Origin of the sequence: Saccharothrix sp. NPDC042600 (genome assembly GCF_040647305.1) — a bacterium.
Classification (GTDB): domain Bacteria; phylum Actinomycetota; class Actinomycetes; order Mycobacteriales; family Pseudonocardiaceae; genus Actinosynnema; species Actinosynnema mutabilis.
The window spans coordinates 1-14,525 of sequence record NZ_JBEZBW010000147.1 but is presented as its reverse complement, the minus strand read 5'-3'; the positions used below and the strand labels follow the sequence as shown (position 1 = coordinate 14,525).

Sequence of the window (14,525 nt, the reverse complement as noted above, 5' to 3'; positions counted from 1 at the left end):
GCCGCACACCGCCGCGCCCGCCCGCTGGGCCGGGCTGCGTTGCGGCGGGGGCCGAGCTGCGCCTGCCGCCGCACCCGTGCCCGCCGGCTGTCGTCCGGTGCGCGACATGCCCGTCGGTGGTGCGCGACCGCGTCCCCCGGGTGCGGGAAAATCGGTTCTGGGACAGGCCCCGTGGGTGCGCTCGCCGAGGCCGCGAGATGTAGGGTCGGAGGCAGTCTTGCCCGTGCCTTCCCACCGGGCAGTTTCGATCTTCGAGGAGGCATGGTGGCGGACTCGTTTGTGCACCTCCACGTGCACACCGAGTACTCGATGCTCGACGGCGCGGCGAAGCTGAAGGACATGTTCGCCGAGTGCGAGCGCCTCGGCATGACCGCCGCCGCCATCACCGACCACGGCAACATGTACGGCGCCTACGACTTCTTCAAGCAGGCGACGGCGGCCGGCATCAAGCCCGTGGTCGGGATCGAGGCCTACATGGCGCCCGACTCCCGGTTCAACAAGAAGCGCGTCCTGTGGGGCGACCCCGGGCAGAAGGCCGACGACGTCTCCGCCAGCGGCGCGTACACGCACCAGACGATCTGGGCCCGGAACAACGAGGGCCTGCACAACCTGATGAAGCTGTCCAGCCGCGCCTCCACCGAGGGCCAGCTGGGCAAGTGGCCGCGCATGGACGCCGAGCTGGTCGCCGAGCACTCGGCCGGCCTGATGGCGACCACCGGCTGCCCGTCCGGCGAGGTGCAGACCCGGCTGCGGCTGGGCCACGAGAAGGAGGCGCTGGAGGCCGCCGCCAAGTGGCGCGACATCTACGGCGCCGAGAACTTCTTCGTCGAGCTGATGGACCACGGCATCGAGATCGAGAGCCGGGTCCGCGGCGGCCTGCTGGAGATCTCGAAGAAGCTGGCCATCCCGTTCGTCGTCACCAACGACAGCCACTACACCTACGCCGAGGACCGCGAGGCCCACGACGCGCTGCTGTGCGTGCAGACCGGCAAGACCCTCCAGGACCCGACCCGGTTCAAGTTCGACGGCTCGGGCTACTACCTGAAGTCGCCCGCCGAGATGCGCGCGATCGACTCCTCCGACGCCTGGCAGGAGGGGTGCCGCAACACCCTGCTGGTGGCCGAGAAGGTGGACACCACCGGCATGTTCGCCTTCCAGAACCTCATGCCGCGCTACCCGATCCCGGACGGCAAGACCGAGGCCGAGTACTTCCGCGAGCAGGTCTGGGAGGGCATGCGCCGCCGGTTCCCGGAGGGCGTGGACGAGGTCCACGAGAAGCAGGTCGAGTTCGAGATCGGCGTCATCCTCCAGATGGGGTTCCCCTCCTACTTCCTGGTGGTCGCGGACTTCATCAACTGGGCCAAGGAGAACGGCATCCGCGTCGGTCCGGGCCGCGGGTCCGCCGCGGGCGCGCTGATCGCCTACGCGATGGGCATCACCGACCTGGACCCGCTGGCCCACGGCCTGATCTTCGAGCGGTTCCTCAACCCCGACCGCGTGTCGCCGCCCGACATCGACATCGACTTCGACGAGCGCCGGCGCGGTGACGTGATCCGGTACGTCACCGAGAAGTGGGGCCAGGACAAGGTCGCCCAGGTGATCACGTTCGGCACCATCAAGGCGAAGGCGGCCATCAAGGACTCCGCCCGCGTCCTGTACGGCCAGCCCGGTTACGCGGTGGCCGACCGCATCTCCAAGGCGATGCCGCCCGCCGTGATGGGCAAGGACATCCCGCTGTCCGGCGTGTTCGACCCGTCGCACAAGCGCTACTCCGAGGCCGCCGAGGTCCGCGCCCTCTACGAGACCGACCCGCAGGTCAAGGAGATCATCGACACCGGCCGCGGCCTGGAGGGCCTGATCCGCAACGCGGGCGTCCACGCCTGCGCGGTGATCATGTCCGCGGAACCGCTGATGGACCACATCCCGGTGTGGATGCGCCCGCAGGACGGGTCGATCATCACGCAGTTCGACTACCCGACGTGCGAGACGCTCGGCCTGCTCAAGATGGACTTCCTGGGCCTGAGCAACCTCACCACCATCGACGACGCCCTGAAGAACATCAAGCTCAACGGCAAGGGCGACGTCGACATCACCCAGGTGCCGCTGGACGACAAGAAGACCTACGAGCTGCTCGGCCGCGGCGACACCCTGGGCGTGTTCCAGCTCGACGGTGGCGCGCTGCGCGACCTCCTGCGCCTGATGCGCCCGGACAACTTCGAGGACGTCTCCGCCGTCATCGCCCTGTACCGGCCGGGCCCGATGGGCGCGAACTCGCACACGAACTACGCGCTGCGCAAGAACAAGCAGCAGGAGATCGTGCCCATCCACAAGGAGCTCGAAGAGCCGCTGGCCGAGATTCTGGACACGACCTACGGCCTGATCGTCTACCAGGAGCAGGTCATGGCGATCGCGCGGAAGGTCGCGGGCTACTCGCTGGCCCAAGCGGACCTGCTCCGCCGCGCGATGGGCAAGAAGAAGAAGGAGATCCTCGACAAGGAGTTCGAGGGCTTCGAGAAGGGCATGCTGGACAACGGCTACTCGCCCGAGTCCATCAAGACGCTGTGGGACATCCTGGTCCCGTTCGCCGACTACGCGTTCAACAAGGCGCACTCCGCCGCCTACGGCCTGATCGCGTACTGGACCGCCTACCTGAAGGCGAACTTCCCCGGCGAGTACATGGCCGCCCTGCTCACCACGAACTCCGACAACAAGGACAAGTCGGCGATCTACCTCGCCGAGTGCCGGCGCATGGGCATCACCGTGCTGCCGCCGGACGTCAACGAGTCCGAGCGCGAGTTCGTCGCGGTCGGCGACGACATCCGCTTCGGCCTGGGCGCGATCCGCAACGTCGGCGCGAACGTGGTCGAGGCGATCATCAAGGCGCGCAAGGAGAAGGGGAAGTTCGTCGACTTCTCCGACTTCCTGCGCAAGGTGGACGCCACGGTCTGCAACAAGAAGGTCGTGGAATCGCTGATCAAGGCGGGCGCGTTCGACTCGCTGGGCCACCCGCGCAAGGGCCTGCACATGATCCACGTCGAGGCGGTCGACGCGATCATGGTCACCAAGAAGGAGGAGGCCCGCGGCCAGTTCGACCTGTTCGGCGACGGCGGCGGCGACGACGGCGTGGGCAGCGCCTTCGACGTGAAGATCCCCGACGAGCAGTGGGAGCCCAAGCACCAGTTGACGCTGGAGCGGGAGATGCTGGGCCTGTACGTGTCCGGCCACCCGCTCAACGGCGTCGAGCAGGTGCTGGAGTCCTATTCGGACGCTTCCATCGCGCGCATCCTGGAAGGCGACGTCCCGGACGGCACGCAGGTCACGCTGGGCGGCATCCTCGCGTCGGTGACGCGGCGGGTGAACAAGAACGGCGAGCCGTGGGCGTCGGCGCAGCTGGAGGACCTCGCCGGTGGCATCGAGGTGCTGTTCTTCCCCAAGAGCTACATGGTCCACGGCATGTCGGTCGCGGAGGACGCGATCGTGCTGGTCAAGGCCCGGGTGGCCAAGCGCGAGGACCGGATCTCGCTGATCGCCAACGACCTGGTCGTGCCGGACCTGTCGGAACTGGGCGCGCAGGCGTTGAAGCTGAAGGTGCAGGCGTCGCGGTGCGACCCGAAGCTGGTGACGTCGTTGAAGGAAGTGCTGCGGGCGCACCCCGGGACGACCGAGGTGCACCTGAACCTGATCATCAACGCCAGCCGGAACACGGTGTTGAAGCTGGACGACGCGTTGCGGGTCAGCCCGACGCCGTCGCTGATGGGCGACCTGAAGGCCCTGCTGGGTCCGGGCTGCCTGGGCTGACGACGCCGGTCTCGTAGGCGTGGACCACGAGCTGGACCCGGGTGCGCAGGCCGAGCTTGGCCAGCACCCGGGCCACGTGGGTCTTCACCGTGCCCTCGCCGATGGTGAGGGCGGCGGCGATCTCGGCGTTGCCCAGGCCCCGCGCCACGTGGAGCAGGACTTCCCGTTCGCGCGGGGTGAGCGGGTCGGGCGGCGGTGTCGGCGGGGCGGGGCATGCGCAGGTCCAGCACGACCACGTCCACGTGGTGCCGGCGGGCCAGTTCGACGGCTTCCGCGCCGTCGCGCGCCTCGGCGACGACCTCGATGTCCGGTTCGGCGGTCAGGACCAGGCGCAGCGCCCAGCGGACCGGGGCCTGGTCGTCGGCGACGAGGACGCGGATCACGTGGGCAGGCCCGCTTCGACCCGCCAGCCGGTGGGCGTGTTCGGCGTGACGCGCAGGGTGCCGCCCAGTTCGCCGACGCGGTCCCGCAGGGAGCGGGGGAGTTCGGCGGTGGGGGTGGTGGAACCGTTGTCCGCCACGGTGATCGTCACCTCGCTCGGCCGGTGGTGGACGTGGATGTGGATGGCGGTGGCGTCGGAGTGGCGCAGGGCGTTGGTGACGGCCTCCTGGGCGATGCGGTAGGCGGCGTGGTCCACGTCCGGCGGCAGGGGGCGCGGGGCGTCGTGGGTGAGGGTCGCGCCGGCCCGGGCGGCCAGGGCGGGGAGGTCGGCGAGGGTGGCGGTGTGGTGGCGCAGGACGTCGCGGATCTCCGCGAGGGCGGTGGCCGAGGACTCGGCGATGGTGCTCAGGGCCTGAGCGGCGGCCGGTGGCAGGTCGGGCGTCACGTGGTGGACCGCCTTGGCCTGGAGGTGGATCGCGGTCAGGTGGTGGCCCACGGCGTCGTGGACCTCCCGGGCGGTCCTGGACTCGTGCTCGGCCACGGCGCGGCGGGTCTGTTCGCGGCGGAGGCGTTCCGCCTGGCGCAGGGCGTGGCCCACGGCCACCGGGGCCACGGCGAGCAGGACCAGGTCGGTGACGGCCGCCGCGCCCGGCGGACGGGTGCCCGCGGTGGCCAGGAGCAGCAGCCAGGCCACGGACAGCGGCAGGACCAGCGCGGCCGGGCGGTGGTAGGCGGCGGAGGCGAACGCGCCCATCGTCACCAGCCGGCCCGGCCAGTCCGGGAGCGCCACCACGGCGACGACGGCCGCGCAGACCACGGCCGTGGTGACGGGGAACCGCCGGCGCAGCGCCAGCGGGACCGAGACCGCCAGGGACGCGGCGACGAGGGTCGGCAGCGGGAGTGGCGTGCCTTCCAGCAGGCTCAGGCCCACCACGGCGAGCGCCGCGCCGAGCGTCAGCGCGGCGTCGCCTTGCGGGGTCATGTGACCGTTCTACACAGCGGTCAGCAGCGGGCGTCGCGGTGCGGCAGGGCGCCGGTCCACAGGTAGCGGTGGACGTGGTCGCGCACGCACGCGTTGCCGCGCAGGTAGAGGCCGTGGTTGCCGGCGGTGGGCAGGTAGGCGGCGCGCAGTTGGGCCGCCACCCGACGACCGTGGGTGGCCGGGGTGAGCGGGTCGTTCTCGCCGTTGGCCACCAGGACCGGCCGCACCCCGGTCCGCAGGGGCGCGGGTGGGTTCGCGGTGGCGCGGGGCAGGCCCGAGCAGTGGCCGGACACCCGCCACGGTTGAACCGCCCAGCCGATCCGGGGAGCCACCGCGCGCAGGTCGTTCTCCACCCGCTTGAGCGACGGGAAGTCGTCGGGGAACGCGAAGTCCTGGCACAGCGCGGTGCGGGCCAGGCGGAAGTCGGTCGGGCTCGGGCCGGGGGTGACGCCCTGGGCCAGTCCGGTCGTGATGGCGGGCCACGACCGGTCGTTGCCGATGCGGGCCGCGACCCAGTTGAGCACCGTCGGGTCGGCGGACCGGCTGTCCCACACGGCCAGGACGTCCTGGCCGTGCAATGCGCACGACGGGTCCTCAGCGCACCACGCGGCCATGCGGTGCAGGTTGCGTTCCGCCGTGACGGCCCCCGGGCGCACCCAGTCCGCCAGGTCCGGGTTGGTGTGGTCGAACACGCTGTCCAGGTACATCCGGCCGACGCGGTGGCCGAACAGTTCGGCGTAGGCCTGCCCGTAGACGGTGCCGTAGGAGTTGCCGAAGTAATTCAGGCGGCGCTCGCTCAGCGCCCCGCGCAGGGCGTCCAGGTCGCGGGCCACCTGACGGGCGTCCAGCGGGCCCGGTGGCGGGCAGGCCGCGGCGAAGCGGGTGTTGGCCTCGGCGTACGCGCTGTGCGCGTCCTAGGCCAGGGGAGCGGGCAACGCGGGCGGGTTGGGCGTCGGGCAGGTCACGTCCAGGCCGCGCGGGTCGACCACGACGACGTCGAACCGGGCGGCCAGGTCGGCGAACTGGTCGCGGTAGCCGGGCAGCGCGAAGTTGCGCACGGACGCGGCGGGGCCGCCCGGGTTGACCACGAGCGTGCCGAGCCGGTCCGCGCGGGCCGGCAGCTTGATCACCGGGATGGACAGGGTCGGGGAAGGGCGCGTCCAGTCGGCGGGCACTCTCAGGAACGCGCACCGCAGGTCGCCGTGGCAGTCCTCCCAGCGCAGGGTCGGCGAGGCCGACGCGGTCGTGGCGCCGGCGGCGACCAGGCCGGTGATCAGGGGGATGAGCAGCGCTTTCATGCCCCGATCCGATCAACTCCCGGCGTGCTCGACATCTGCCCTGGGACAGATCCCGCTAGGCCGATCGAGTGACGTTGTGACGAAGTGGGCACTCTCCGATTCCCACAGGCGTTGAGTAAACACAGTTAACTCAACAGGAGGGTTGCACCATGGGGGAGACCGCGACGGGTCCGCTCGTGATCGACCAGGAGTACTTCGAGGACCCGCACAGCGTGCACGCGCGCCTTCGGGAGGAGTCCGCCGCGACGCCGATCGTGCTGCCGCGCGGGCTGCGGGTCTGGCTGGTCACCCGGTACGAGGAGGCCCGCTTCGCGCTGGCCGACCCGCGCTTCGCGAAGGACCACGCCAAGACCAACGAGCTGGCCGCGCGGCACTGGACGGGTGAAGGCGACCCGGTGATGTTCGACCAGTCCCTGGTCCGGCACATGCTCAACACCGACCCGCCCAACCACACCCGGCTGCGCAAGCTGGTGACCAAGGCGTTCACGCCCAAGCGGGTCGAGGCGCTGCGCCCGCGCATCCAGGAGATCACCGACGAGCTGCTCGACGCCGCCGCCCGCCAGGGCGAGGTGGACCTGGTCGAGGCGCTCGCCTTCCCGCTGCCCATCACGGTGATCTGCGAGCTGCTCAACGTCCCGCTGGACCAGCGCGACGACTTCCGCCGCTGGTCGAACATCCTGGTCGCGGGCAACCAGCCGGAGCTGATGCACGAGGCCGGCGCGGCGATGGCGGGCTTCCTCGCGGGCCTGGTCGCCGACAAGCGGGCCAACCCGGGCGACGACTTCTTCTCCGCCCTGGTGCACGCCACCGAGGACGACGACCGGCTGGACGAGGTCGAGCTGATCTCGATGGCGTTCCTGCTGCTGGTCGCGGGCCACGAGACGACCGTCAACCTGATCGCCAACGGCGTGTTCAACCTGCTGCGCCACCCCGACCAGTTGGAGAAGCTGCGCGCGGACCGGTCGCTGCTGCCCGGCGCGATCGAGGAGTTCCTGCGCTACGAGGGGCCGGTCAACCAGGCGACCTTCCGCTACACCACCGAGGACGTCCAGGTCGGCGACGTGCTGATCCCGGAGGGCCACTTCGTGCTGGTGTCGCTGGTCGCGGCCAACCGGGACGGGGCGCGGTTCCCCGACGCGGACTCCTTCGACATCACCCGGCCGGCGGGCGGGCACCTGGCGTTCGGGCACGGCGTGCACTACTGCCTGGGCGCGCCGCTGGCCCGGCTGGAGGGCGAGATCGCCGTGGGCTCGCTGCTGGACCGGTTCGACATCGCCCTGGCCGCCGAGCCGGAGACCCTGCGGTGGCGGGAGAGCACGCTCATGCGCGGCCTGTACTCCCTGCCGGTTAGCCTCTCGGACCGTGGAGCGCACTGAGCTGCTGAAGCTGGACCAGGCGCACGTCTGGCACCCGTACGCCCCGATGCCGGGCACCCACCAGCCGCTGGTCGTCGCGTCGGCGGAGGGTGTCCGGCTGCGGCTGGACGACGGGCGCGAGCTGGTCGACGGCATGTCGTCGTGGTGGGCGGCCATCCACGGCTACCGGCACCCGGTGCTCGACGCCGCCGTCCGCGACCAGCTCGACCGGATGAGCCACGTGATGTTCGGCGGGCTCACCCACGAGCCCGCCGTGGCGCTGGCGAAGCGGCTGGTGGACATCACGCCCGAGCCGCTGGAGCACGTGTTCCCGTGCGACTCGGGCTCGGTGTCGGTCGAGGTCGCGGTCAAGATGTGCCTGCAGTACTGGCGGTCGCGGGGGCGTCCGGAGAAGCGGCGGCTGCTGACCTGGCGCGGCGGGTACCACGGGGACACGTTCCAGCCGATGTCGGTGTGCGACCCCGAGGGCGGCATGCACTCGCTGTGGCGGGGCGTGCTGCCCGACCAGGTCTTCGCCGGCCCGCCGCCGCGCGACCTGGAGACCGACTACGTCGAGGAGCTGGCGCGGCTGGTCGAGCAGCACGCCGACGAGCTGGCCGCCGTGATCGTGGAACCGGTGGTGCAAGGTGCCGGCGGCATGCGCTTCCACGACCCGCGCTACCTGCACGTGCTGCGCGAGCTGACCCTGGCGCACGACGTGCTGTTGATCTTCGACGAGATCGCCACCGGGTTCGGCCGCACCGGCGAGCTGTTCGCCGCCGACCACGCGGGGATCAGCCCGGACGTGATGTGCGTCGGCAAGGCGTTGACCGGCGGTTACCTGTCGATGGCGGCGACGCTGTGCACGGCCCGGGTGGCCGACGGGATCTCCCGGGGCGAGGTGCCGGTGCTGGCGCACGGGCCGACGTTCATGGGCAACCCGCTGGCGTCGGCGGTCGCATCGGCGTCGATCGACCTGTTGCTGTCGCGTGATTGGCGCGCGGAGGTGGCCGGGATCGAGGCTGGTCTTCGGGCCGGGTTGGCTGGTGCGCCCGGAGATGTCCGGGTGTTGGGCGCGATCGGCGTCGTGCAGCTCGACCACCCCGTGGACATGGCGGCGGCGACCGCGGCGGCGGTGGACCACGGGGTGTGGCTGCGGCCGTTCCGGGACCTGATCTACACCATGCCGCCGTTCATCAGCACGCCCGACGACGTGGCGACGATCTCGGCGGCCGTCGTCGCGGCCGCCGAGGCCTCACATGCGCAGCAGGGTTGAGCCCCACACCAGGAGCAGGAAGCTGTAGCCGACCAGGACCCAGCCGAAACCGGTCTCGGTCGGCCCCTTCTCCCGCTTGAACAGCTTCGCGCCCAGCGCCAGCAGCAGGGCTCCGACGATGAACACCAGCGGCACCATCACCACGCCGTACGCGCCCGCGTAGACGCCCGCCCAGTAGTCGGTGGGCAGCACGACGTCGTTGGCGAACCCGCTGGGGATGCACAGCAACGCCACCGCGCCCCACACCCCGGCGACCCACTTGAGGCGTTTCTGGGCCTCCGGCCGCGCGGTGTCGTGGTTGATCAGCAGCACGCCGATCGCCGCGAACGCCCCGCCCGCGAACAGCCAGCCCGCCACCGTGGACACCACGGGGACCCGGCCGAAGAGCCTGCCCACGGCCGGGATCACCGCGCCCCACAGCAGGAAGTGGCCGCCGACGGCCGCGAACGTCCCGCCGACGACGATCGCGGTCTGCACGCCCTTCCCCAGGCGCTGGAACCAGTTCTTCGGCTTGGGTGTCGCGGCGGCGGTCTTCGCGGCGTCCTTGGCGGCGGCCCCGCGGCTCCGGTTGGACCTGTTCTTCGCCATCACACCCGGACGGCCTCGGCCAACTGGGTGTTCGTGGGCTCGACCAGGACCGTGCCGTCGGGCAGCACGACCACCGGGATGTTCTTCCGGCCGCCCGCGATCTCGATCGCCTTGTCCCGCGCGGCGTCGTCGTGTTCGACGTCGACCTCGGTGAACGCCACCCCGTGCTCCCGCAGCCAGGCCTTCGCCCGCCGGCAGTCGCCGCACCAGTCCGCACCATAGAGAACGATCTCAGCCATGTGAGTGAGCGTAGAGCGCTGCCGGTCGTCACGGTGCGTGCAGTCGTAGGGTGAGCACCCGTGAGCGTCCTCGTGATCACCGGAACGGGCACCGAGGTCGGCAAGACGGTGACCGTAGCCGCCCTGGCCGCCCTCGCGGTCGCCGACGGGCGCCGGGTCGCCGTGCTCAAGCCCGCGCAGACCGGGGTCGCGGACGGCGAGCCCGGTGACCTGGCCGAGGTGACCCGTCTCGCGGGTCCCGTCACCACCCGTGAGCTGCGGCGATACCCCGAGCCCCTGGCGCCGGCGACGGCCGCGCGGCGGGCCGGGCAGCCCAGCGTGCACCCCAGCGAGGTCGCCGCGGCGGCCGTCGAGCTGGACCAGACGCACGACCTGGTCCTGGTGGAGGGCGCGGGCGGGTTGCTGGTGCGGTTCGACGACGAGGGCACGACCATCGCCGACGCCGCGTGGGCGCTCAACGCGCCCGTGCTCGTCGTCGCGCAGGCCGGCCTGGGCACGTTGAACGCGACCGCGCTGACCGCCGAGGCCCTGCTGCGCCGGGGCCTGGAGTCGGTGGGCGTGGTCGTCGGCCGCTGGCCCGCCGAACCCGACCTCGCGGCCCGGTGCAACCTGGTCGACCTGCCCGAAGCCGCCGGCGCGCCGCTGCTGGGCGTGCTGCCCGACGGCGCGGCCGGGCTGGGGCGCGACGAGTTCCTGGCCGTCGCGCGCGAGGGGCTGTCGCCGTGGTTCGGCGGCACGTTCGACCCGGAGAAGTTCGCCGCGCCACACGTTTGTTGACCGTGTCAGTGACGTACGTCGCTGGGTAGGGGGCGCGGGCGTGCGGCAGACTGGCCGCCGGACCACCGCCGGACGACCCCCTGGGAGAACCACCGTGACCGCAGCCCCCGAACAGGTCGATGTCCTCGGCGTTGCCCGTGAGCAGGTGCTGGAGCGCGGTGTCGGCCTGTCCGAGGAGCAGGTGCTCGCCGTGCTGACCCTGGGCGACGACCGCATCCCCGAGCTGCTGGAGCTGGCCCACCAGGTCCGGATGCGCTGGTGCGGGCCCGAGGTCGAGGTCGAGGGCATCGTGTCGCTCAAGACCGGCGGCTGCCCCGAGGACTGCCACTTCTGCTCGCAGTCCGGGCAGTTCCCGTCCCCGGTGCGCTCGGCGTGGCTGGACATCCCCGGCCTGGTGCGCGCCGCCCGCCAGACCCGCGACACCGGCGCGACCGAGTTCTGCATCGTGGCCGCCGTGCGCGGCCCGGACAAGCGGCTGCTCTCGCAGGTCCGCGACGGCATCAAGGCGATCCGCGAGGACGGCAACGACATCCAGATCGCCTGCTCGCTGGGCATGCTGACCCAGGAGCAGGTGGACGAGCTGGTCGCGATGGGCGTCCACCGCTACAACCACAACCTCGAAACCGCGCGCTCGCACTTCCCGAACGTCGTCACCACCCACTCCTGGGAGGAGCGGTGGGACACGCTGAAGATGGTGCGCGAGGCGGGCATGGAGGTGTGCTGCGGCGGCATCATCGGCATGGGCGAGACGCTGGAGCAGCGCGCGGAGTTCGCCGTGCAGCTCGCCGCCCTGGAGCCGGACGAGGTGCCGCTGAACTTCCTCATCCCCAACCCGGGCACGCCGTACGAGAACTACCCGGTGGTCGAGGGCACCGAGGCGCTCAAGACCGTCGGTGCGTTCCGCCTGGCCCTGCCCCGCACGATCCTGCGCTTCGCGGGCGGCCGGGAGCTGACCTTCGGCGACCTGGGCGCGAAGCAGGGCATGCTGGGCGGCGTCAACGCGATCATCGTCGGCAACTACCTGACCAACCTGGGCCGCCCGGCGCAGGAGGACCTGGACATGCTGGAAGAGCTGTCCATGCCGATCAAGGAACTGAGCAAGACCCTGTGACCGGGCGGGACGCTGTGATGACGGCTGTGTACTGCGGCTACTGCGGCAAGGAGCTGGCGGGCGCGGACCACGCCGCGTGCGCCAAGCGGCTGCGGGTGATCGACCCGCCGCGGTTCTGCTCGGCGTGCGCCCGGCGGATGGTCGTGCAGGTGACGCCGGCCGGCTGGACGGCGACGTGCAGCCGGCACGGGGAGATCGCCTCGACCTGACCCGGTCCGCCGGCACGGGCAGATCGGCCCGGCCCGACCCGGTCCGCCGTCACGGGCGTTCTCGGCACGCGCGGTAACCTGCCCTGCGTCGGGTCGTTCGGGCAGGGGAGGTCGTGCGTGGTGGCGGAACAACCGGTGGACGAGCGCGCCGCGCCCGTGCGCGTGCCGCCCGTCTTCGTCTACCGCTACCTGCCGCCGCGGCCCCGGGTCGTGGTGAAGCGCGACCTGCTGCCCGGGTTCGCCGTGCTGTCCACGATCGCCCTGCTCGGCCTGCCCGTCGGGTGGCTGTGGGCCCGGCTCGCGCCGCCGCAGAACGTGGTGGTGGCGCAGGACGGCGCCCTGGTGCCGGTGACCGGCGAGAGCTACCACCGGTTGGACGGGCTGATGGTGTTCGTCCTGATCGGGTTGGGCGCGGGGTTGCTGACCGGGATCGCGGTGTGGCTGCTGCGCGAGCGGCGCGGCCCGGTGGTGATGCTCGCGGCCACCGGCGGCGGCGCGCTGGCGGCGTACCTGGGGCAGCGGACCGGGATCGGGTCGGCGGCCGGTCGGTACGCCCTGGAGGCCGCGCCCGAGGTGGGGGACATGATCGCCCTGGCCCCGGTGCTGGAGACCTGGTGGGGCGTGTTGGCGTGGCCCTTGGGCACGGCCCTGGCGTACGGCTGCCTGGCGGCGTGGAACGGGCTGGACGACCTGGGTCGTCGTCTCGGTTAGACGGTGTACTGGTCGTCGCGGATGACGGTGATGAACATGTGGCCGGGCGCGTGCGTGACCGCGAACGGTGACTTGGACGCCGCCGAAGTCGGGCTGGTCCAAGTCTCCGATGCCCGGGTCGCCCGCGTGCACGGGGGCGCCGTGCACGGCGGGCATCCGGGCAGCTCCGCGAGGGTCATGCCAGTTCCCGCCCGAGCGTCTCGGGCAGGCCGAGCAGCGCCAGCACGGCGATCCCGTACGCGACCGCACCGAAGATCATCGCGCCGCCCACGCCCATCGTGCTCGCCATGAACCCGACCAGCGCCGGGAACAACGCGCCGACCGCGCGGCCGAAGTTGTAGGTGAAGCCCTGGCCGGTGCCGCGCAGCGCCGTCGGGTACAGCTCGGCGAGGAACGAGCCGAAGCCGCTGAAGATCGCCGACATGCAGAACCCGAGCGGGAAGCCGAGGAAGAGGATGACCGTGTTCGCGCCCTCGGGGATCTGGGTGTAGAGCACGATCAGGATGGCCGACAGGAAGGCGAAGAGGGCGAAGGTCTTCTTGCGGCCGAGGCGGTCGGTCAGGTAGCCGCCGGTGACGTAGCCGATGAACGCGCCGGAGATCAGGAACGTGAGGTAGCCGCCGGTGCCGATGACGGTGAGGTCGCGTTCCTTCTTGAGGTAGGTGGGCAGCCAGGTGGCGAGGGTGTAGTAGCCGCCCTGGACGCCGGTCGCGAGGAGGGCGGCGAAGAAGGTGGTGCGGAAGGTGCCGGCCTTGAAGATGGCGGTGAAGGAGCCCTTGTCCTTGGTGGTCTCGCGGCGTTCGGTGACGTGCGGGGCGTCTTCGACGTTGCGGCGCAGGTAGATGATCAGGACGGCCGGGAGGGCGCCGGTCCAGAACAGGACGCGCCAGGCGACGTCCTGCGGGAACAGGTTGAACACGAGCGTGTAGACGAGGACGGCGAGCGCCCAGCCGACGGCCCAACTGCTCTGGACGAACGCGACCGCCCGGCCGCGGTAGCGGGGTTTGCAGTACTCGGCGACGAGGATCGCGCCGGCCGCCCACTCGCCGCCGAAGCCGAGTCCTTGGAGGGCGCGGAAGATCAGCAGCGTTTCGTAGCTGGTCGCGAAGCCGCAGAGGACGGTGAAGACCGCGTAGGTGATGACGGTGATCATGAGGGTGCGGACGCGGCCGATGCGGTCGGCCATGATGCCCGCGATCACGCCGCCGAGGGCGCTGACCAGGAGGGTGACGGTGGTCAGCAGGCCGGCTTGGCCGGTGGAGATGCCGAAGTAGGCGGTGATGGCGACCAGGCTGAGGGGGAGGACCTGGAAGTCGTAGGAGTCCAACCCCCAGCCACCGGCAGCCCCGACAAACGCCCGCTTCCCCTTCTTGCCGAGGGTCCGGTACCAGGCGAAGGCCCCGGTGTCGGTGTCGGTGTCGGGGCTGGTGGCGGTCTCCGCAGTGGTTTTGGCGGTGGTCTTCGCGGTGGCTTCGGCGGTGGTCGTGTCCGCGGTGGTGTCCGCGTCGTGGCTGCTCATGTCGACTCTCACCTCGCAGCTCGTGGGTGTGCGGTGCCGGGGTTCGGTGCTGACTGTGCGCTGCCCCACACGGTAGGGGATTGTTGAACAATCCGACTAGGGGGCAATAGGATTAATCAACACGAGAACAGGCAGCACCGGCGGCCGGCAGCGCTCGATCAGCCCAGCCGTGATCAGCCTGCCGCCACAGCCCGCAGCGCCGCCGCTATCCGCACCGCCGCCCGCCCCGCGCGCTTGGCCGCCGCCCGCCGCGCCGCAAGCTTCCGCAGCCCGCAGCCCGC

14 protein-coding genes and 1 pseudogene are annotated in these 14,525 nt (G+C 71.4%); 7 read left to right on the top strand and 8 right to left on the bottom strand.

Translation table 11 applies throughout. The features are described 5' to 3' along the window. Positions 1-261 precede the first annotated feature (261 nt). Positions 262-3,798 carry a DNA polymerase III subunit alpha gene (dnaE, locus tag AB0A74_RS40045; RefSeq protein ID WP_358258065.1) on the top strand — a complete coding sequence of 1,179 codons (3,537 nt, stop codon included), beginning with the start codon at positions 262-264 and terminating at the stop codon, positions 3,796-3,798. Here dnaE and AB0A74_RS40040 read toward each other — a convergent pair. The 4 genes and pseudogenes from AB0A74_RS40040 to AB0A74_RS40025 form a co-directional block, all read right to left on the bottom strand. Then, positions 3,734-4,181: pseudogene (locus tag AB0A74_RS40040) on the bottom strand (response regulator transcription factor). The gene dnaE and the pseudogene AB0A74_RS40040 overlap by 65 nt on opposite strands. Beyond that, positions 4,178-5,161, bottom strand: a complete 984-nt coding sequence (locus AB0A74_RS40035; protein WP_358258063.1) for a histidine kinase — start codon at positions 5,159-5,161, stop codon at positions 4,178-4,180. The pseudogene AB0A74_RS40040 and the gene AB0A74_RS40035 overlap by 4 nt, the downstream one beginning before the upstream one ends. A 20-nt stretch (positions 5,162-5,181) precedes the next feature. Continuing rightward, positions 5,182-5,994, bottom strand: coding sequence for an alpha/beta fold hydrolase (locus AB0A74_RS40030; RefSeq protein WP_358258062.1), 813 nt, complete (start codon positions 5,992-5,994; stop codon positions 5,182-5,184). An 81-nt stretch (positions 5,995-6,075) separates the two neighbouring features. Continuing rightward, positions 6,076-6,459: a hypothetical protein gene (locus AB0A74_RS40025; protein ID WP_358258060.1), complete on the bottom strand. Its 384-nt coding sequence runs from the start codon at positions 6,457-6,459 to the stop codon at positions 6,076-6,078. A 149-nt stretch (positions 6,460-6,608) separates the two neighbouring features. On the opposite strand from AB0A74_RS40025, the gene AB0A74_RS40020 reads away from it, so the two are divergent. Beyond that, on the top strand, positions 6,609-7,835 hold the full coding sequence (locus tag AB0A74_RS40020) for a cytochrome P450 (protein WP_358258058.1): 1,227 nt from the start codon (positions 6,609-6,611) through the stop codon (positions 7,833-7,835). Further along, entirely contained in the window at positions 7,822-9,090 is a 1,269-nt protein-coding gene (locus tag AB0A74_RS40015) for an adenosylmethionine--8-amino-7-oxononanoate transaminase (RefSeq protein ID WP_358258056.1), read from the top strand. The genes AB0A74_RS40020 and AB0A74_RS40015 overlap by 14 nt, the downstream gene beginning before the upstream one ends. Here the strand turns inward: AB0A74_RS40015 and AB0A74_RS40010 are convergent. Together AB0A74_RS40010 and AB0A74_RS40005 are read right to left on the bottom strand one after the other, a co-directional pair. Then, positions 9,070-9,678: a hypothetical protein gene (locus tag AB0A74_RS40010; RefSeq protein ID WP_358258055.1), complete on the bottom strand. Its 609-nt coding sequence runs from the start codon at positions 9,676-9,678 to the stop codon at positions 9,070-9,072. The two genes, AB0A74_RS40015 and AB0A74_RS40010, sit on opposite strands and share 21 nt — an antisense overlap. After that, the gene (locus AB0A74_RS40005; protein WP_358258053.1) at positions 9,678-9,917 is read right to left on the bottom strand and encodes a glutaredoxin family protein; all 240 of its coding nucleotides are present in this window, start codon (positions 9,915-9,917) and stop codon (positions 9,678-9,680) included. The genes AB0A74_RS40010 and AB0A74_RS40005 overlap by 1 nt, the downstream gene beginning before the upstream one ends. Before the next feature lie 60 nt (positions 9,918-9,977). On the opposite strand from AB0A74_RS40005, the gene bioD reads away from it, so the two are divergent. The 4 genes from bioD to AB0A74_RS39985 all read left to right on the top strand — a co-directional run bounded on the left by bioD (position 9,978) and on the right by AB0A74_RS39985 (position 12,725). Continuing rightward, a complete protein-coding gene (gene bioD / locus AB0A74_RS40000; protein WP_358258051.1) occupies positions 9,978-10,694 on the top strand; it encodes a dethiobiotin synthase in 717 nt (238 codons plus the stop codon). Between the two features lie 94 nt (positions 10,695-10,788). Next, positions 10,789-11,805 (top strand): biotin synthase BioB, encoded by a 1,017-nt coding sequence (bioB, locus tag AB0A74_RS39995; protein WP_358258049.1) that lies wholly within the window; start codon positions 10,789-10,791, stop codon positions 11,803-11,805. A 17-nt stretch (positions 11,806-11,822) separates the two neighbouring features. Then, positions 11,823-12,014, top strand: coding sequence for a hypothetical protein (locus AB0A74_RS39990; RefSeq protein ID WP_358258048.1), 192 nt, complete (start codon positions 11,823-11,825; stop codon positions 12,012-12,014). A gap of 117 nt (positions 12,015-12,131) precedes the next feature. Continuing rightward, entirely contained in the window at positions 12,132-12,725 is a 594-nt protein-coding gene (locus AB0A74_RS39985) for a DUF2567 domain-containing protein (protein WP_358258046.1), read from the top strand. Here AB0A74_RS39985 and AB0A74_RS39980 read toward each other — a convergent pair. After that, on the bottom strand, positions 12,722-12,904 hold the full coding sequence (locus AB0A74_RS39980; protein ID WP_358258067.1) for a hypothetical protein: 183 nt from the start codon (positions 12,902-12,904) through the stop codon (positions 12,722-12,724). The two genes, AB0A74_RS39985 and AB0A74_RS39980, sit on opposite strands and share 4 nt — an antisense overlap. Then, entirely contained in the window at positions 12,901-14,244 is a 1,344-nt protein-coding gene (locus AB0A74_RS39975) for an MFS transporter (RefSeq protein WP_358258044.1), read from the bottom strand. Before AB0A74_RS39975 ends, AB0A74_RS39980 begins: the two co-directional genes overlap by 4 nt. Positions 14,245-14,525: the final 281 nt, after the last annotated feature.